Source organism: Burkholderia glumae LMG 2196 = ATCC 33617 (assembly GCF_000960995.1).
Lineage (GTDB): Bacteria > Pseudomonadota > Gammaproteobacteria > Burkholderiales > Burkholderiaceae > Burkholderia > Burkholderia glumae.
Genome location: NZ_CP009434.1, coordinates 2,058,280 through 2,075,435 on the forward strand (window position 1 = coordinate 2,058,280; position 17,156 = coordinate 2,075,435).

Annotated in this window: 16 protein-coding genes; 7 read left to right on the forward strand and 9 right to left on the reverse strand. The window is 69.5% G+C overall.

The window, feature by feature from the left end; genetic code table 11:
* The first annotated feature begins 298 nt into the window (after window positions 1-298).
* From KS03_RS29790 to KS03_RS09580, 5 genes are all read left to right on the forward strand, one after another.
* Window positions 299-1,104 (forward strand): IS5 family transposase gene (locus KS03_RS29790; RefSeq protein WP_085962370.1). Its coding sequence is split into 2 segments (ribosomal slippage): window positions 299-629 and window positions 629-1,104, totalling 807 coding nucleotides; the frame shifts between segments, so codons are not numbered across the junction.
* 446 nt (window positions 1,105-1,550) lie between these two features.
* Window positions 1,551-2,365 (forward strand): IS5 family transposase gene (locus KS03_RS29795; RefSeq protein ID WP_085962425.1). Its coding sequence is split into 2 segments (ribosomal slippage): window positions 1,551-1,884 and window positions 1,884-2,365, totalling 816 coding nucleotides; the frame shifts between segments, so codons are not numbered across the junction.
* Between the two features lie 176 nt (window positions 2,366-2,541).
* The gene (locus tag KS03_RS09570; RefSeq protein WP_012733717.1) at window positions 2,542-2,754 is read left to right on the forward strand and encodes a DUF3311 domain-containing protein; all 213 of its coding nucleotides are present in this window, start codon (window positions 2,542-2,544) and stop codon (window positions 2,752-2,754) included.
* Window positions 2,751-4,244: a monocarboxylate uptake permease MctP gene (gene mctP / locus KS03_RS09575; protein WP_012733716.1), complete on the forward strand. Its 1,494-nt coding sequence runs from the start codon at window positions 2,751-2,753 to the stop codon at window positions 4,242-4,244. The genes KS03_RS09570 and mctP overlap by 4 nt, the downstream gene beginning before the upstream one ends.
* A gap of 359 nt (window positions 4,245-4,603) precedes the next feature.
* The gene (locus KS03_RS09580; RefSeq protein WP_012733715.1) at window positions 4,604-5,545 is read left to right on the forward strand and encodes an alpha/beta hydrolase; all 942 of its coding nucleotides are present in this window, start codon (window positions 4,604-4,606) and stop codon (window positions 5,543-5,545) included.
* 21 nt (window positions 5,546-5,566) lie between these two features.
* On the opposite strand, the gene KS03_RS09585 is transcribed toward KS03_RS09580, so the two are convergent.
* Window positions 5,567-6,535, reverse strand: coding sequence for a MerR family transcriptional regulator (locus KS03_RS09585; protein WP_012733714.1), 969 nt, complete (start codon window positions 6,533-6,535; stop codon window positions 5,567-5,569).
* Between the two features lie 211 nt (window positions 6,536-6,746).
* Here KS03_RS09585 and KS03_RS09590 point away from each other — a divergent pair, with 211 nt between their 5' ends.
* The gene (locus KS03_RS09590; RefSeq protein WP_012733713.1) at window positions 6,747-8,276 is read left to right on the forward strand and encodes a cryptochrome/photolyase family protein; all 1,530 of its coding nucleotides are present in this window, start codon (window positions 6,747-6,749) and stop codon (window positions 8,274-8,276) included.
* Between the two features lie 54 nt (window positions 8,277-8,330).
* Here KS03_RS09590 and folE read toward each other — a convergent pair whose 3' ends face one another.
* From folE to KS03_RS09630, 8 genes are all read right to left on the reverse strand, one after another.
* Complete coding sequence (folE, locus tag KS03_RS09595; protein ID WP_012733712.1) at window positions 8,331-9,065, reverse strand: GTP cyclohydrolase I; 735 nt, start codon at window positions 9,063-9,065, stop codon at window positions 8,331-8,333.
* A 453-nt stretch (window positions 9,066-9,518) separates the two neighbouring features.
* Window positions 9,519-10,085, reverse strand: a complete 567-nt coding sequence (locus tag KS03_RS09600) for a DUF2878 domain-containing protein (protein WP_012733711.1) — start codon at window positions 10,083-10,085, stop codon at window positions 9,519-9,521.
* Between the two features lies 1 nt (window position 10,086).
* Entirely contained in the window at window positions 10,087-10,629 is a 543-nt protein-coding gene (locus KS03_RS09605) for a chalcone isomerase family protein (protein ID WP_012733710.1), read from the reverse strand.
* Between the two features lies 1 nt (window position 10,630).
* Window positions 10,631-11,845 carry an SAM-dependent methyltransferase gene (locus KS03_RS09610; RefSeq protein WP_012733709.1) on the reverse strand — a complete coding sequence of 405 codons (1,215 nt, stop codon included), beginning with the start codon at window positions 11,843-11,845 and terminating at the stop codon, window positions 10,631-10,633.
* Window positions 11,842-12,687 (reverse strand): DUF1365 domain-containing protein, encoded by an 846-nt coding sequence (locus tag KS03_RS09615; protein WP_012733708.1) that lies wholly within the window; start codon window positions 12,685-12,687, stop codon window positions 11,842-11,844. The genes KS03_RS09610 and KS03_RS09615 overlap by 4 nt, the downstream gene beginning before the upstream one ends.
* Window positions 12,684-13,991 (reverse strand): NAD(P)/FAD-dependent oxidoreductase, encoded by a 1,308-nt coding sequence (locus tag KS03_RS09620; protein WP_012733707.1) that lies wholly within the window; start codon window positions 13,989-13,991, stop codon window positions 12,684-12,686. Before KS03_RS09620 ends, KS03_RS09615 begins: the two co-directional genes overlap by 4 nt.
* A gap of 93 nt (window positions 13,992-14,084) precedes the next feature.
* The gene (locus KS03_RS09625; protein WP_012733706.1) at window positions 14,085-14,696 is read right to left on the reverse strand and encodes a lipocalin family protein; all 612 of its coding nucleotides are present in this window, start codon (window positions 14,694-14,696) and stop codon (window positions 14,085-14,087) included.
* A gap of 615 nt (window positions 14,697-15,311) precedes the next feature.
* Window positions 15,312-15,788: a MarR family winged helix-turn-helix transcriptional regulator gene (locus tag KS03_RS09630; RefSeq protein WP_012733705.1), complete on the reverse strand. Its 477-nt coding sequence runs from the start codon at window positions 15,786-15,788 to the stop codon at window positions 15,312-15,314.
* 469 nt (window positions 15,789-16,257) lie between these two features.
* On the opposite strand from KS03_RS09630, the gene KS03_RS09635 reads away from it, so the two are divergent.
* The gene (locus KS03_RS09635) at window positions 16,258-17,154 is read left to right on the forward strand and encodes a DUF3348 family protein (RefSeq protein WP_045678758.1); all 897 of its coding nucleotides are present in this window, start codon (window positions 16,258-16,260) and stop codon (window positions 17,152-17,154) included.
* The last annotated feature ends 2 nt before the right edge of the window (window positions 17,155-17,156 follow it).

Genomic DNA, 17,156 nt, shown 5'->3' on the forward strand with positions numbered 1-17,156 from the left:
GCCATTAGTTCCATACCCAGCTTTGCCTTGTCACTTCAAAAAGGCATTTTTATTTCAATGTTATTAACCGATGCTTACGTTTTTATTTTAAGAGACCGGGGATGTCAGCCCTTCGCGAGCCACGCTGCCGCATCGAATTCCAGCTCAAAGCCTGAGTGATGGGACCGCTCGGGGCCTCTGCACGCAACGGAGCGCCGCAAAAGCTTTTCAGCTTCACCGGCACTGCCGACTCTCGGCACTATTTAGAGCCGCTAACATAACCTAGACATGACGTAGCAGAAGTCGTATCGTCTGCGATATGGCAAGACGCAAAATCAGCAACGAGTTGTGGGTGGAGCTGGAACCGCTGATTCCGGAATTCACCCCATCGCCCAAGGGCGGACGGCGGCGCACGGTCGATGACCGAGCTGCGCTCAACGGCATCCTATATGTGCTGCAAACCGGTATCCCGTGGGAAGACCTCCCGCAAGAACTGGGCTTCGGCAGTGGCATGACGTGTTGGCGACGTCTGCGAGACTGGCAAGCGGCCGGTGTATGGCGCCGGCTGCATCTGGCGATGCTGCGTCGGCTGCGTGAGCACGACCAGATCGATTGGGAACGCGCCAGCCTCGATGGAGCCAGCGTCTCCAGCCCCCGGGGGGCCAGGAAACCGGCCCCAACCCGACCGACCGCGGCAAGCTCGGATCGAAGCGACACATCGTCGTAGATGCACGCGGCATTCCTCTGGCCGTCACGATCACGGGAGCCAACCGCCACGATTCGATGGCATTCGAGTCCACGCTCGATGCCATTCCTGCGGTACCCGGGCTGAACGGTCCGCCACGCAAGCGCCCGAGCAAACTGCACGCTGACAAAGGGTATGACTTCGGGCGTTGTCGACGTTATCTGAGACAGCGCGGCATCAAGGCTCGTATTGCACGCCGCGGTATCGAAAGCAGCGAACGGCTGGGCAGGCATCGTTGGGTCGTCGAGCGTACGCATGCCTGGTTCGCCGGATTCGGCAAGCTTCGAATTCGCTTCGAACGACGCCTCGATATTCATACCGCTCTGCTTGTCCTGGCTGCCGCCGTCATCTGCTCCAGATTCGTGGATGACTTGTGTTAGCGACTCTTAATGGGCGCCGAGCAACATCCAGCCAATCAAGCCGGACCGTCGGCATAAATCGGAGCCATAAGATGGCACACCCCATTTAATGTCGAAAATATAAATTCCGCCCCATTATTTTTCGTATTCCTATGCACCTCCCGTAAACGATGGCTAAGCATAGGTTAAATTCGAAAAAATATCACCTGTCAAACTTGACGGGTGATATCCCGCCGCACTGAATGAGACTGCCGACCCGCGAAGTAAAAGTGGGAAACGATAGGCCGCTCGCGTAGACCGTAATAAAAGCTTCACTATCCAGATCTCGAATCAACGGTATATTTCGTCATCGGAGTGACATTTTTCTTTCACTCGGAAAGAAATGAAAGGGGAAATTCACATATGCCCGTATTTAGCATCGCCAACATAACCTAGACGTGACTCGCAGACGTTGCATCGTCTGCGGGATGGCAAGACGCAAAATCAGCAACGAGTTGTGGGTGGAGCTGGAACCGCTGATTCCGGAATTCGCCCCATCGCCCAAGGGCGGACGGCGGCGCACGGTCGACGACCGAGCTGCGCTCAACGGCATCCTGTATGTGCTGCAAGCCGGCATCCCGCAGGAAGACCTCCCGCAAGAACTGGGCTTCGGCAGTGGCATGACGTGTTGGCGACGTCTGCGAGACTGGCAAGCGGCCGGTGTATGGCATCGGCTGCATCTGGCGATGCTGCGTCGGCTGCGCGAGCACGACCAGATCGATTGGGAGCGTGCGAGCCTCGATGGAGCCAGCGTCTCCAGCCCCCCGGGGGCCAAAAAACCGGCCCCAACCCGACCGACCGCGGCGAGCTTGGATCGAAGCGACACATCGTCACCGACGCCAACAGCCCGCCGCTCGCCGCGATCCTGACTGGCGCGAATGTCAGCGACATCACGCAATGGCTGCCGCTGATCGACGCGATTGCACCGATTCGCGGATTGCGCGGCCATCCACTGAGAAGACCGCGTGTGGTGTACGCCGATCGTGGTTACGACTCCGAGCCGCATCGACGCGCGTTGCGCGATCGTGGTATCGAGCCGGTGATCGCCAGACGCCGTACCGAACATGGCAGCGGCCTGGGCAAGTATCGCTGGGTCGTTGAACGTACCCATGCCTGGCGCCATCACTTCCGTCGCCTCCGTATTCGTTTCGAGCGCCGTGCCGACATTCACGGCGCGTTCCTCAAACTCGGCTGCTGCTCGATCTGCTGGAACACTTTGCAGCGAACGCAGCCGTCTTTATGAAACCGTCTCTTACGAATCACCGACGTTTGACGCATGCAACGGCGGCGTCGAACGGCTGCAATCTGCGACGGAATGCATCACAATCGATGCGCTCCGGCCCGGGGCGCCCGAACCGGCACGGCCGGACTCAAAAAAACGACATCCACCTGATCTTGCAACCACCCTGGAGGAGACCCATGGCTGACAGCCCGGACAACGAACCCCGCAAGAACAAGCCGCTCTGGATCTGGATCGTGCTGCTGATGCCCTACGTGGCCCTGCTCTGGCTGCCGTTCTACAACTACCGCGAGCCAAGCTTCGGCGGCCTGCCGATGTTCTACTGGTACCAGCTGCTGTGGGTGCCGATCACCTCGGTGCTGCTCTATCTGGTCTATCGGGGGGAGAAATGAACGGCACCATCGCAATCGAACCGGTGGCACTGACCATCTTCGTGGCCTTCTTCGTGCTGGTCACGGTGATCGGCTTCTTCGCGGCGCGCTGGAAGCGCGGCGACCTCACGCAGCTGCATGAGTGGGGGCTGGGCGGGCGCCAGTTCGGCGTCGTGATCTCGTGGTTCCTGGTGGGCGGCGACTTCTACACGGCCTACACCGTGATCGCGGTGCCGGCGCTGGTGTACGCGGTGGGCGGCTACGGCTTCTTCGCGCTGCCGTACACGATCATCGTCTATCCGTTCGTGTACGCGGTGATGCCGCGGCTCTGGAAGATCGCCCACGCGAAAGGCCACATCACGGCGGCCGACTACGTGCATGGCGAATTCGGCGGCAAGTGGCTGCCCGCCGCGGTCGCGCTCACCGGCATCGTCGCGACGATGCCCTACATCGCGCTGCAACTGGTGGGCATGCAGGTGGTGATCAAGGGGCTCGGCGTGACGGGCGAGCTGCCGCTCGTGATCGCGTTCCTGATCCTCGCGCTCTACACCTACACGAGCGGCCTGCGCGCGCCGGCGATGATCGCGTTCGTGAAGGACATCATGATCTACATCGTGGTGATCGCGGCCGTCTGCCTGATTCCGGTGAAGCTCGGCGGCTATGCCCACGTGTTCCAGGCGGCCGACAGCTACTTCGCCGCCAAGGGCGGCGCGACCGGCATCCTGCTCAAGCCGACCCAGTTCACGGCCTACGCGACGCTGGCGCTCGGCTCGGCGCTGGCCGGGTTCATGTATCCGCACACCATGACGGCGGTGCTCTCGTCGGCCTCGGCCAACACGGTGCGCAAGAACGCGATCTTCCTGCCGATCTACACGCTGCTGCTCGGCCTGATCGCGCTGCTCGGCTACATGGCGATCGCCGCCGGGGTGCACGTGAGCTCGCCGAGCGACGTGGTGCCGACGCTGTTCCGCACGCTGTTCCCGTCGTGGTTCGTCGGTTTCGCCGCGGCCGCGATCGCGATCAGCGCGCTGGTGCCGGCCGCCATCATGTCGATCGGCGCCGCGAACCTGTTCACGCGCAATCTGTGGCGCCCGCTGGTGGCGCCGAACCAGTCGTCGGCGGGCGAGGCATCCACGGCGAAGATCGTCTCGCTGGTGGTGAAGTTCGGCGCGCTGGTGTTCATCGTCGTGCTGCCCACCCAGTACGCGATCGACCTGCAGCTGCTGGGCGGAGCCTGGATCCTGCAGATCCTGCCGGCCGTGGTGCTGTCGCTGTACACGCGCCGCCTGAGCGCGACGGGCCTGCTGGCCGGCTGGTTCGTCGGAATCGTGGTGGGCACCGGCCTCGCCACCTCGACCGGGCTCAAGCCGGTGTACACGCTGCATGCCGGCGCCGCGTCCTACACGCTCTACATCGGCCTGATCGCGCTCGTGCTCAACATCGCGACGAGCTTCGTCGTCTCGGCGCTGACGCCCGCGAGCCGCTCGCAGGCAGGCCGCGCCGCGGCCTGACGCCGGCGCCGGGCCGGCGGCCTTGCCGGCCCGGCGGGCTCGGCTTGCCGCGTTGCCGGCGGTCGCGCCGGCCCGGCTCGCCGCGTCACTGCCATCGGCAACGCCGCGCATCGCCTGCGCCCGAGGCCTGCCTCGCGAGCCAGCCATGCTTGCCGCTCGAGGCGGCGCTTCGCGGGTCGCGCTCGGCAGGCGCGGCCCGCCGTTCCCGCCGTTCCCGCCGTTCCCGCCGTTCCCGCCGTTCCCGCCGTTCCCGCCGTTCCCGCCGTCCGCCGCGCCAGCGCATCCGTTTACGGCCGTGCCACGTACCTGCACGGTATCGAATGCGAAACATGACCCACCCAGTCGAAACGGAGAGGCTGATGAACTTCAAGCTAGGGTTGGCGCTGGTCACGGTCTTGCTCGTGGCCGGCCTGCTCGCCGCGCGCCATCCGGTGTGGCTGTTGAACGCGCTCACGCCGGGCCGGGCCTTCACGGTGTCGGCAGGCATCCCGTATGGGCCGGGCGAGCGGCAGCGGCTCGACGTCTATGTGCCGGCGCGGGCCGCCGCCGGTTCGCCGGGCGGCGCGAATCCGGGCCTGCCGATCGTGGTGTTTTTCTACGGAGGCAGCTGGCAGTCGGGCGAGCGCGGCGATTATCGGTTCGTCGGCGCCGCGCTCGCGGCGCGCGGCTTCGTCGCCGTGGTGCCCGATTACCGGACCTACCCGGCCACCGTGTTCCCCGGCTTCATGGAGGACGCGGCGCAAGCGGTGGCCTGGGCCCGCGAGCACGCCGCGCAGTACGGCGCGGACCCGCACCGGCTCGTGCTGATGGGGCACTCCGCCGGCGCGCAGATCGCCGCGCTGCTCGCCACCGACGGCCGTTATCTCGCGGCGCGACAGCTGCGCCGCAACGATATCGCGGGCGTGGTCGGCCTGGCCGGCCCCTACGATTTCCTGCCGCTGCGCGACGCCACGCTGGAGCAAGTCTTCCCCGCGCAGGCGCGCGCCGCGAGCCAGCCGATTCGCTTCGTGAAAGGCGGCGAAGCGCCGATGTGGCTGGCCGTGGCAGAGCAGGACACGGTGGTGGAACCCGGCAATACCGAGCGCTTCGCGCGGGCGCTGCGGGACGCGGGCGACCAGGTGAGCGTGATGCGGTATCGGCGCCTGAGCCACGCGACGCTGGTGGGCGTGCTGGCGCTGCCGCTGCGGCCGCTGGCGCCGGTGCTCGACGACCTGGCGGCCTTTGTCGATCGCATCGCGGCGGTGCCGGGCCAAGCCGCACCGCGCGCCGCCGCGCCGGCCGCTTCGGAAGCGGGGCGCTAGCCGGCCAGCGCCGCCCTTCGATCACGCCGGCCGGGTGCCGCCCGGCGCGGCCAGTCCCTCCTTGCGCAGAATCACGTCGAGCGCCATCTCGAGCAGGCTTGCCGCACGATTCGCGGCATCGCCGAGATGGCGGTGCAAGAGCGCATCGGCCGGCGAGCGCGACAGGCATTCGTCGCTGTACTGCTCGAAGGCACTCAGTTGCAGGATCAGTTCCGACAGGTGGCGCGGGCACTCGCATTGGACGGTCGACGACAGGCTGCCCAGCGAGGCGAGCGTCGCCTCGTCGAAGCGGCGGCGCCTGCGCAGCCACAGCCCCTGGTCGGCCTCGCTCGCGTGGCGCGAGGCGACCACGGCGTGCGCCAGCTTCGCCACCAGCGTGAGCGGGTTGGCCCGGCTTTCGATCGACCGGAACAATTCGAAGCCTGACAGCCGCGCCAGTTCGACCGCCTCGGCCGTGCCGAAACCGTACACCACGCTCACCGCCCGCGCCTGGCGCGCCTGCGCGAGCCGCGCCAGCCCGGCGACGGCGTCCGCATGGAGCGACGGGACCATGGCGATCAGCGCATCGATCCGTGACTGCGCCGACTCGCCCGCCTGCTCGATCGAATCGAACCGCTCCGCGATCTCGATGCCGACGCGCGCGGCGGCCGATGCCGTCACGGCCAGCGGGCCGATTACCGTCAGCCGCACCACCTCGTCGGCCGGGATCGCGCCATGCGAGCGGCGCACCGACAGCGCCTCCAGCTCCTCGCGCCCCAGCTGGGCAATCGAGCCGATCGCATGCCCGGCGCTCACCAGCGCCTTCAACAGGCGTATGCGCTGTACGTCGTCGTCGGAATACATGCGCTGGCCCGACGGCGTCTTGGGCGGCGCGACCACCCCGTAACGCCGCTCCCAGATTCTCAACGTCGCGGCCGGCATGCCCGCCAGCCGCGCCGCTTCCCCGCTGCGATAACGGTACGGCGCGTTGCGGTCCTTGCGGGTGGGCATGAGGGTTCTCCTGAAATCGAGGCGACATTGAAACAGGATTCTACGCAGACTCGAGCGAGCATGAATCAGAAAAATGACTCACTTTGCCGGTTTGCGCAGAAAAAGATGGCTCACCTCGGGTCTGCGGCCTACACTTCGCCCATGTCCTGCCGGCGGACGGCGAGCCGCGTCGCGATCGTGCCGGCGGCACTTGGCGAAGGCGAGGAGCGGCATGACGACATTGCGACTGATCCTGGGCGACCAGTTGGACCCGAACCACCCGTGGTTCGCCGAGGTCCACGCCGACACGTCCTACGTGCTCATGGAAGTGCGGCAGGAAACCGACTACACGCTTCATCACGCACAAAAGATCCTGGCGATCTTCGCGGCGATGCGCCGCTTTGGCGAGCGGCTGCGCGACGCCGGCCATCGGGTGCATTACCTGGAAATCGACGATCCCCGCAATCGCCAGGCGATTCCCGCCAACCTCGACCTGCTCGCCGAGTCGCTCGGCGCGCGGCGCATCGAATACCTGCTGCCGGACGAGTGGCGCCTCGATCAGCAACTGCGCGCCTACGCGGCGGCCTCGGCGATTCCGGTCGCGGCGGTGGACACCGGCCACTTTTACACCACGCGCGACGCGCTGCGCGAAGCGATGGGCGCCGGCCGCCCGTGGGTCATGGATCGCTTCTATCGCGCGATGCGGGTGCGCCACCGCATCCTGCTGGATGCCGACGGCGCTCCGGCGGGCGGGCGCTGGAACTACGACGCCGACAATCGTCAGGCCTGGTCCGGCCAGCCTCCCGAGCCCGCCGACTGGCGCCCGCGCCACGACCATCGCGAGCTGTGGGCACGCATCGAGGCCGCGGGCGTGCACAGCTTCGGCAAGCCGTCGGCGGACGATCTGCGCTGGCCGGTCGATCGCGACGAAGCGCTGGCGTGCCTCGACCGCTTCATCCGCGATGCGCTGCCGTGGTTCGGCCAGTTCCAGGATGCGATGCATACGTCCGCGCCGCGGCTGTTCCATTCGATGCTGTCGTTCGCCCTCAACGTGAAGATGCTCGATCCTCGCGAGGTCGTCGCGCGCGCGGAGGCGGCCTACCGCGCCGGCGCGGTGCCGCTTGCCGCCGCCGAAGGCTTCATCCGGCAGATCCTGGGATGGCGCGAATTCGTGCGCGGCGTCTACTGGGCGCGGATGCCGGACTATGCGCGCAGCAACGGATTCGGCCATCGGCGCGCGCTGCCGGACTGGTTCTGGAACGGCAACACCCGCATGGCCTGCATGTCGCACGCGCTGCAGCAGTCGCTCGACCACGCGCACGCTCACCACATTCAGCGGCTGATGGTGATCGGCAACTTCGCGCTGCTGGCCGGGCTGGACCCGCAGGCCGTCCACGCCTGGTATCTCGGGGTCTACATCGATGCGTTCGAGTGGGTCGAGATGCCGAACACGCTCGGCATGAGCCAGTACGCCGACGGCGGCGCGATGGCGACCAAGCCCTACGTGTCGAGTGCCGCCTACCTCCATCGCATGAGCGATTACTGCCGCGGCTGCGCCTACGATCATCGCGCCCGCACGGGCGACGGCGCCTGCCCGTTCAACGCGCTCTATTGGGATTTCTTCGATCGCCACCGCGACGCCCTGCGGCACAACCATCGGCTGGCGATGGTGTACCGGCAGCTGGCCCGTTTCGACGAGGAGGCGCTCCAGGCCCTGCGCGCGCAGGCGGCCCGGCTGCGCGACGGGCTGGCGTCGCTGTAGCGCGCCGCCGGCGCGCTCGCCGGCTCGTTCAACGCGCGGCCGGCCGCGCCCGACTCACGCCCCGCCCTTTTCCGGCAGCAGCGAGAGAAACTCGCGGCGCAGCGCGGGATCGGCCAGGAATTTCCCGCGCATGACGCTATTGGTCATCTTCGCCTGATCGTCCTTGGTGCCGCGCCAGTGCATGCAGAAATGCTCGGCCTCGAGCACCACCGCAAGCCCGTCGGGCGCGATGCGCGACTCCAGGAGGTCGGCGATCTGCTTGATCGCTTCCTCCTGGATCTGCGGGCGCGTCATGACCCAGTTCACCAGGCGCCCGTACTTGGACAGGCCGATCAGGTTCGAGGTGGCGCTGGGCAGCACGCCGATCCAGATCCGGCCCATGATCGGACACAAGTGATGCGAGCATGCGCTGCGCACGCGCAGCGGGCCGACGATCAGCAGCTCGTCGAGGCGCTCGACGTTCGGAAACTCGGTGACGGCGGGCGCCGCCTCGTAACGGCCGGCGAACACCTCGCGCACGAACATCTTGGCCACGCGCGCGGCGGTTTCGCGCGTGTTGTGGTCGTGGTCGACGTCGATCACGAGCGAGCGCAGCACGCCTTCCAGGCCTTGCGCGACCTCGCTCTGCAAGGCCTCCAGCTCGCCGTCGCGCAGGTAGGCCGCGATATTGTCGTTCGCGTGAAAGCGCGCGCCGGCGCGCTCGATGCGGCCACGAATGATTCGCGACAGCGGCACGCCCTCGTCCACGGCGGTCCGCGTGAGCTCGGGAGCGTCGATCAGATTACCCATTTCGGTTCGTTTCCCCGGTTAGATGGCGTGGCGCGCGACGCCGGGCATCCGCCTTTCCAGGCGCGGCCCGCCGGCGCGGCGTGAGACGCCGCACGGCCCGGCCCGCGACCTGGCCCGGCTTCGCCCCGATTGTATGCAAATTTTCGAGCTTGTGAAGCAGAAATTTGATTCATTATTACAATTGCATCACGAATCCCGCTTCATTCATTCTGGAAGCATGTCGGCAGCCGGCCGCCGCGGCCGATCCCGGGCCGCCATCCCGGCACGCGCGGCTGCCCTGGCCGCCGCGCCATGAAACGGGATCGATGAAACGGGATTTGAAGTCACGGCGCGCGGAAAGCCTCGGCGGCACGGCCCCGAGCCGCGAGCGGCGGCCAGCGAGCGGCTGCCGTGTCAGGTGCCGTGTCAGGTGCCGTGTCAGGTGCCGTGTCAGGTGCCGTGTCAGGTGCCGTGTCAACTGGCGTGACGCGTGCCGTCCAGCCGGGCACCGAGCCAGACCGCCGCGGGCAGCAGCGCCGCCCAGCCGCATCCGAGCAGCAGCCAGGCGGCCGGGCCGCTGAACTGCACGGCGCCGAGCGCGGCGCCGGCGCGAAACGACAGCGGGCCGGCGGCGGCGCCGATCAGGGCCGCCGTCAGCCAGCGGCCGCGCAGCCAGCGAAACAGCGTGTTCAGCTGCGCGGCGAACAGCATCCAGAGGCCCGCCATCCAATACGGCGCGGTGCCGCCCAGCACGATCCCGTTCGGATATCGCAGCACGCCCGTGGCGGCCGGCACGGCCTCCCAGCCCCAGCCCAGCACCGCGACGATCGCGATCAAGGCGGCCTCGCGGGCGCGCGCGCGGGCATGCAGCAGATGGGCGCCGGCGAGCAGCGCCGCGCACAGCATGCCGAGCCATCCGTAGCCGTGCGCGGCGCTCGAGACGCAGACCAGCCAGCCGCCTTGCGAGAGTCCCGCGTACACGGCCGTCTCGGCGCCCGTGCCGGCCCTGCCGGCCCGGCTCACGCGCGATTCGGCCGGCATCTCAGCGCGCCTCGCCGCCGAGCAGATGGCGGCGCAGCGACGCCGCGCGCGTGCGCGGGTCGAACCAGATGCCGAAGAACGCGCGGGCGAATTGCGGATCGGCCACCTCGGCCGTCAGCTGCCCGTTGGTGTAGAAGCGCGCGCCCTGTCCCGGCAGATAGACCCCGCACAGCACGTCGCCGCGCGACACGTCGGAAAACGCGCGCGCCATGTCGGCACGCCATGCGGCACGGGTCGCCTCCGGCAGCGGGCCTGGCGCCAGACGCTCGATTTCGTCCATGCCGGTCGAGACGAGCCGCGCGCCCTTCACGTCGTGGCGGTAGGTGAGCGAGAGCGCGAACGGCGTGTCGAGCGCGCCCGGCGACAGCGCCGCCCACAGCTGGGCGTCGTAAAGGCAAATGCCGAGGATGCAGAACTGGCCGGCGCCGATCAGCCGGGCCGACGGCACGTCGTCGACGCAGTTCGCCGCGCCCGCGGGCGGCGCGGCGGCAAGCGGCGCGGCGGCAAGCAGCGCCGCAGCAAGCAGGGCGAGCCGCAGCGCCATGTCAGCCTCCGCTCGAGAGCACGAAGTGCATCACGTCCGTGCGCCGCTGGGCGAAGCCCGCTTCGCAATAGGCCAGATAGAGCCGCCAGGTGCGCACGAAGGTCTCGTCGAAACCTTGCGCGCGCACCGCGTCGAGCTTCGCCTCGAACGCCGCGCGCCACGCGTTCAGCGTGCGCGCGTAGTCGAGCCCGAAGGCCCACACCGGCTCGGCGCTCAGGCCCGCCCGGCGCGCCGCACCCACGAAGCGCGAGGGGCTCGGCAGCATGCCGCCCGGAAAGATGAACTCGCGGATGAAGTCGCTCGAGGTCCGGTAGGCCTCGAATTGCGATTCGAGGATGGTGATGGTCTGAATCAGCGCGCGCGCGCCGGCCTTCAGGCGCTGCCCGACGACCTCGAAATAGGTCGGCCAGAACGCCTCGCCGACGGCCTCGAACATTTCGATCGACACCACGGCGTCGTAGCGGCCGTCCACGTCGCGGTAGTCGCGCAATTCGATCGTCACCCGATCCGCCAGCCCCGCCCGCGCAATCCGCTCGAGCGCCCACGCGTGCTGCGCCTGCGAGATCGTCAGCGCATGCACCTGGATGCCCTGCCGCGCGGCATGTTCCGCGAAGCCGCCCCAGCCGCAGCCGATCTCGAGCACGCGCATGCCGGGCCGCAGGCCCAGCGTGTCGATGATGCGCTGATACTTCGCGGCCTGCGCGGCGGCCAGCGGACGGTGCGGGTCGCCGTCGAAGCAGGCGGCGGAATAGGTCCAGGTGTCGTCCAGCCACAGCCCGTAGAAACGGTTGCCGAGGTCGTAATGCGCGTGAATGTTGCGCCGGCTGCCGGTGCGCGTGTTCTTGCGCAGCAGGTGGCGCAGCCGGTACCAGGCCCGCGAAAGGCGCCCGCCCGTGACGGGACGCGAGGCCACCGGTTCGTTCTGGATCGCGAGGCTCAGCAGCGCGACCGGATCGGGCGTGTCGACCCAGCCGGCGCGATACGCCTCGGCAAAGCCGATGTCGCCGGCCCGCAGGATCCGGCGGCAGGCGCGCCAGTCATGAATCCGCAGCGTCGCGGCCGGCACCCGGTGCGGATCGCCGAACACGTACTGCGCGCCGTCGGGCGTGAGCAGGATCAGATGGCCGTGCTCGATCCGCCGCAGCAGCGCCATGAACAGCCGGGCCGCGAGGGGAACGGACGGTTGCGATGCGGAGAACAGCAGATTCAGCGTCATGGACGGACCTCGTGATCGGATCTCGGGGACGGGCCGGCTTGCGGCGCCGGGGACGCGGCAGGCGCGGCCGGAAGCCGTAGCGCGGGCGGCGTCTTGCCGTGGAACGGCACGCGCCTGAGCCACAGCCGCAGCGCCTGCCAGTGGATGCGCACGACGACGTTGATGGCGTTCAGCGGCTGCCGCGCCAGCGCGCCCAACGCGCGCGGCACGCTCAGCGGCCCGGCCCGCATCGCGATCGCCGTGCGCAGCAGCAGGCCGCGCTCGTCGCGATAGTCGATGGCGACGGCCAGGTGATCGCCGCGCTGGCGCACGCGGAACGCGTAATCGCCGGCCACGTCGCAAAACGGCGAGACGTGAAACGTCTTGCGGCAGCGCAGTTCCGTGGCGTCGCGAATCGGCGCGTGGTGCGGCGCGCTGAGCAGATAGCCGTGATGGGCGCCGAAGGTGTTGCGCACGTCCGCGTAGAGCGCGCGCAGCCGTCCCTGGCGGTCGTAGCAATACCAGAAGCTCACCGGGTTGAACGCATAGCCGAAGATGCGCGGGATCGTCTGCAGCCAGATCGGCCCGTCGGCCGGGATGCCGGCTTCGGCCAGGCGGGCGCGCAGCCAGGGCCCGAGCGGCTGGCCGTCGCGCGGGCCGTAATCGCGCGTGGCCAGCCCGAGCGGCCGCCAGCGATCGATGCCGAACCAGGCGCCGTGCAGTTCGTCCAGCCGCTCGACATCGCAGCAGACCTGGAACAGCGCATAGCGGAACGCGTGGCGCACCGGGCGCAGGCGCTCGTGCATCACGTGCCCCACCAGGAGCCGGGCGGCGCTGCCGTCGCGGGCGAACGGCGCGCTCATCGCGTGGCCCAGGCCGGCTCGACGCCGAAGTCGGCCGCCACGCGCAGCGCGGACTTCAGGCCGTCTTCGTGAAAGCCGTAGCCCGTCCATGCCCCGGCGAACCAGGTTCGCCCCCGCCCCTGCAGCATCGGCAGGCGCTGCTGCGCATCCACCGCGGCCAGATCGAGCAGCGGGTGCTCGTAGCGGTAGCGCCCGAGCTCGGTGCCGGGCGCCGGGTCCGCCACCGGGTTCAGCGTGACGATCACCGGCGTGCTGAACGGCAGCGGCTGCAACTGGTTGATGAGATAGCTGACGCAGACGGGCGACTCGCCCTCGGCTGCGTCGGCCGTGCGGCGGCTCAGGTAGTTCCAGGCCGACCAGACGCGCCGGCGGCGCGGCAGCAGCGCCGTATCGGTATGCAGCACCGCCACGTTCGGCTGATAGCGCACCGCGCCCAGCACGTCGCGCTCGGCGTCGCTGGCGTCGGCCAGCAATTGCAGGCTGGTCGGCGCGTGGCAGGCGAGCACCACCGCGTCGAAGCGCTCTTCGCCCGCCGCGTCGGTGGCAACCGAGACGGCGCCCGCCTCGCGCCGGATCGCACGGACCGGGGTGGCGACGCGCACGTCGTCGAGCGTCGCGGCGATGCGCTCGACGTAGCGCCGCGCGCCGCCCGCCACCGTGCGCCAGGGCGGGCGGTCGTTGACCTGCAGCAGCGCGTGGTTCAGGCAGAAGCGCAGGAAGGTGGCGGCCGGGAAGCGCAGGATGTCGTTGGCCGCGCTCGACCAGATCGCGGCGGCCATCGGCAACAGGTAGTGGCGCTGGAACGGCGTGCCGTAGCCTTGCGCGCTCAGCAGCTCGCCCACGCAGAGGCGTTGCCGCTGCGCCGCCTCCAGGTGGGCATGCGCGCGGGCATTGAAGCGCAGAATATCGCGCAGCATGCCGAGAAACGACGGCGAAAACAGGTTGCGGCGCTGCGCGAACACCGTATTCAGGTTGCTGCCCGCCCATTCGAGCCGGCCGCCGTCGACCGAGACGGAGAACGACATCGCGCTCGTGTGGGCCGGCACGCCCAGCTCGTCGAACAGGGCGATCAGGTTCGGGTAGGTGCGGTCGTTGAAGACCAGAAAACCGGTATCGACCGGGTGGCGCATGCCCTCCAGCTCGACATCGACGGAGTGGGTGTGTCCGCCGAGATAGTCGGCCGCTTCGAACAGCGTCACGCGATGGCGGCGGGCCAGCAGGTAGGCGCTCGCCAGGCCGGCGATGCCGGCGCCGACCACGGCGATCCGCTGGCCGGGCTCAACCACGGGGGATTGCGCAATCATCGGCAAGGCGCTCCGTCAGACGGGACACAGAAGAATGAAAATCGCATGTTCGAACTATACGGGTCAGAAGCCGGTTTGGCTGCACCGGCGCGTTCAACCATGGTCGCCGGGCGACGTGAAGCCCGGCTTGCCGATCTGATCGGGCGTTTGCGGCACGCGCCGGAAGCGCGAGGTGTCGTAGCCCATCGCGTCCAGCCGGGCCAGCAGCGCCTGATAGGTGGCCTCGTCCATGTTCGGCTCGCGCGAGAAGATCCAGCCGAGCTTCTTGCCGGGATAGCCGAGGATGGTGTACCGATAGTCGGGATCCACGTAGAGCGTCAATTGCCAGACGTAGATCGGCCAGAACAGCCGCACGCGCCAGGCGCCGCCGTCGCTGCCCGGCTTCACCGTGTCGAGGAACCGATAGCGCGTTTCCGGCCGGTCGAAGCCTCCCTTGCGCCCCACGAACACGTCGTCGATGCGGCCGTCCGCGCGCAGCGTCCACTGCGCGCGGCTGCCGACGAAGCCGCGCTCCGCGAAGTAGGGAATATGGGCGATCACGTACCAGCGGCCCATGTAGCGCGGCAGATCGACCGGCACGGTCGACAGCGGCACGGCCGCGCGCGGGTTCGGGTTCGGCGGATCGCTCGTGCAGCCGGCCGTGAGGGCGAGGCCGAAACCGATCACCAGCGTTCCGACGATGCAGCGCAGCAAAAAGCGTCTCATAGCGAACCTCGCAGGCGGGTGGGGGGCTTCTCGAACGGGGCGCGGGCAGCGCCGCCGCGTGGTCCGCGGCCCTGGCCGGACGGCCCGGCCAGGGCGGTCCGGCCGATGCGCGAGCTGCCGGCCGCGCGGCCGGCAGCAGCCGTGCCGGCCGGGCGAGCGCGCGGCGGGATGGCCCGGGCCGCCGCGCACGACGGCGGCGGACCGATCAGGACCAGCGGAACAACGGCGGCAGCAGACATGCGCGCTCCAGGATGGCGATGACGACCATATACGGAGCCGGGCGGCCGGCGGATGCATGCGGGCGCGGCGGACCCTGCGGACGGGGCGGGCGGGCCGCCGCCGCGGGCTCGCGACGCGCCGCGGCGGCGGGCCTCACCGATGCGCGCGCGCCGGGCGCTCACCACCGGCCGGTCGGCCCGCCTCGGCCGCCGGCTTCGCCGCCGCGAGCGGAACCCGGGCACGCCGCCGTGCGGCGGCGGGGCGCCCCGGCGTCACCAATGCCGGGGCCGGTCCGGACATCGCCGGGCGGCATCGGGCGATGCCGCCCGGCACATGCCTGACAAATACCTGACAAACACCCAATAAATGCCCGATGCGTGCCCGATGCACGCGCGGTCATTGCCGGCCGCCCCCGCGCACCGCCGTGACAAGCTTGTCGCGCAGCACGAGCACGGCCTGCCGGGTCCGCTCGACCTGGTCCGGGCTCAGCCCGCAGGCCCCGGCGAGGTCCACCTGTGCCAGTTCCTCGCGCAGTTGCCAGCCCTGCTGCGTCAGGCTGATCAACACCTGACGCTCGTCGCGCGCGGCGCGCTGCCGCTGCAGATAGCCGAGCGCCTCGAGCTTCTTCAGGATCGGCGTGAGCGTGTTCGATTCGAGGAACAGCTTCTCGCCGAGCCGGCCGACGGTGGGCGCCTGTTCCTCGGACACCGCCACCAGCGTGAGGTACTGCGTGTAGGTCAGGCCCAGTTCGTCGAGCAGGGGCTTGTAGGCCTTGCCGAAGGCCAGATTCGCCGAATAGACGGCGAAGCAGAGGAAATCGCCGAGCCTCGCGGTGGCCGGATCGGCCTGGGCAGTCTTGTCCTTGCGGTTCATATGCGTCCCTGTCGATGCGCGGAAGGTTGCGATTCGCGCCTCATCATATATCGGACCCGATCGGCTCGCCTCACGAGCCGATCGGAAGCGACCGAATGCGGCATTGGCGGCGGCGCCGGCCCGGCCGCCCGGCGCGCGGCGTCACGCGCCCGTGCCTGGCAACGATGGCCCGCCGCGCAGGCACGGCGCCTCGCCGACCTCGGGCCTAGGGCGGAACCACGGCAGCGGGACGGGTCCCCGCCCGGCGCGCGGATCGACGGGCCGCCGCGCGCGCCGGCGATCGCGTCCGCCAAGCCCTCAGCGCCCCGCCCCGGCCGTCCCCGCGAAGCGGCCCGGGCATCGCCGCGAAGCCGCGCCGGACGGGCCGCGCCGGGCGTCGCGACCGCCTCGCGACGGCGCGCGCTGCGGCAAAACCGCAAGCTCACGCGCGCCGACGTGTAAACTGCTGCCTTTTTTCGTTTCCCGCCGCATGCCGCCTTCCCCGCCGCGCACGCTTTCCGCTGCGCCCGCCCTCGTCCGCCTGCTGGCCAGCCTCGGCGGCACCGAGCGGCCGCTCCAGGCCCAGGCCGCCCAGCCGCCGCTCGCCGACCGGCTCAGCCAGTGGCTGAGCTGGACCGACGCGGTCACGCTGGCGTCGGTGCTCGGCGCGCCGGCCCCGGCCGCGGCCGGCGGCGCGCGCATGCGCGACGACGAGGCGGCCCAGCGCTGCCGGACACTGCGCGCCGCACTGTCGGCGGCGATCGCCGCCGACCCCGTGCTCGCGCCCGCGCGGCCGGCACCGCGCGGCGCGCCGGCCGGGGCCCGGCACCCGCACCGGCCGGCGCCGGAACCCCGCGCCACGGACGCCGATTTCGCGGTCTATCGCCAGAGCTACCTCGCCCTGCAACAGCTGATGGACAGCGATATCGGCGACCTGCGCACCTTCCTGCGCGCGCGGCTGGCCGCCAGCTCGCCGGCACAGGCCCGGCTCGCGGTGCTCGACGCCGCGCTGGAGCGCTCGCTCGCGGCGCGCGAGCGCAGCCTGTTCGGCGCCGTGCCGGGCCGGCTCGCGGCGCGCTTCGAGCAGCTGCGCCGCGCGGCGCTGGCCGCCGAGGCGGACCACGCCGCCCAGGCCGGCGATCGCGCCACCCCAGCCGACCCAGCCGACCCAGCCGACCCAGCCGACCCGGCCGACCCGGCCGACCCGGCCGGCCAGGCTGCGGCCCCGGCCGGCGCAGACGCCGGCGCTGCGCACCGCGGCGACGCAGCCGCGCCGCTCGCCTGGCTCGACACCTTCCGCAAGGATCTGCAGAGCGTCCTGCTCGCGGAACTGGAGGTTCGGTTCCAACCGGTGGAGGGGCTGCTGTCGGCCCTTCACGCCCGCTAACG

Bases quoted from the DNA above. Each gene is read 5' to 3' on its own strand.
- KS03_RS09630 (WP_012733705.1), bottom strand. From the start codon at position 15,788: ATGAACCGCAAGGACAAGACTGCCCAGGCCGATCCGGCCACCGCGAGG.
- KS03_RS09580 (WP_012733715.1), top strand. From the start codon at position 4,604: ATGAACTTCAAGCTAGGGTTGGCGCTGGTCACGGTCTTGCTCGTGGCC.
- KS03_RS09610 (WP_012733709.1), bottom strand. From the start codon at position 11,845: ATGACGCTGAATCTGCTGTTCTCCGCATCGCAACCGTCCGTTCCCCTC.
- KS03_RS09605 (WP_012733710.1), bottom strand. From the start codon at position 10,629: ATGGCGCTGCGGCTCGCCCTGCTTGCTGCGGCGCTGCTTGCCGCCGCG.
- KS03_RS09635 (WP_045678758.1), top strand. From the start codon at position 16,258: ATGCCGCCTTCCCCGCCGCGCACGCTTTCCGCTGCGCCCGCCCTCGTC.
- KS03_RS09600 (WP_012733711.1), bottom strand. From the start codon at position 10,085: ATGCCGGCCGAATCGCGCGTGAGCCGGGCCGGCAGGGCCGGCACGGGC.
- KS03_RS09570 (WP_012733717.1), top strand. From the start codon at position 2,542: ATGGCTGACAGCCCGGACAACGAACCCCGCAAGAACAAGCCGCTCTGG.
- folE (WP_012733712.1), bottom strand. From the start codon at position 9,065: ATGGGTAATCTGATCGACGCTCCCGAGCTCACGCGGACCGCCGTGGAC.
- KS03_RS09620 (WP_012733707.1), bottom strand. From the start codon at position 13,991: ATGATTGCGCAATCCCCCGTGGTTGAGCCCGGCCAGCGGATCGCCGTG.
- KS03_RS09615 (WP_012733708.1), bottom strand. From the start codon at position 12,687: ATGAGCGCGCCGTTCGCCCGCGACGGCAGCGCCGCCCGGCTCCTGGTG.
- mctP (WP_012733716.1), top strand. From the start codon at position 2,751: ATGAACGGCACCATCGCAATCGAACCGGTGGCACTGACCATCTTCGTG.
- KS03_RS09585 (WP_012733714.1), bottom strand. From the start codon at position 6,535: ATGCCCACCCGCAAGGACCGCAACGCGCCGTACCGTTATCGCAGCGGG.
- KS03_RS09625 (WP_012733706.1), bottom strand. From the start codon at position 14,696: ATGAGACGCTTTTTGCTGCGCTGCATCGTCGGAACGCTGGTGATCGGT.
- KS03_RS09590 (WP_012733713.1), top strand. From the start codon at position 6,747: ATGACGACATTGCGACTGATCCTGGGCGACCAGTTGGACCCGAACCAC.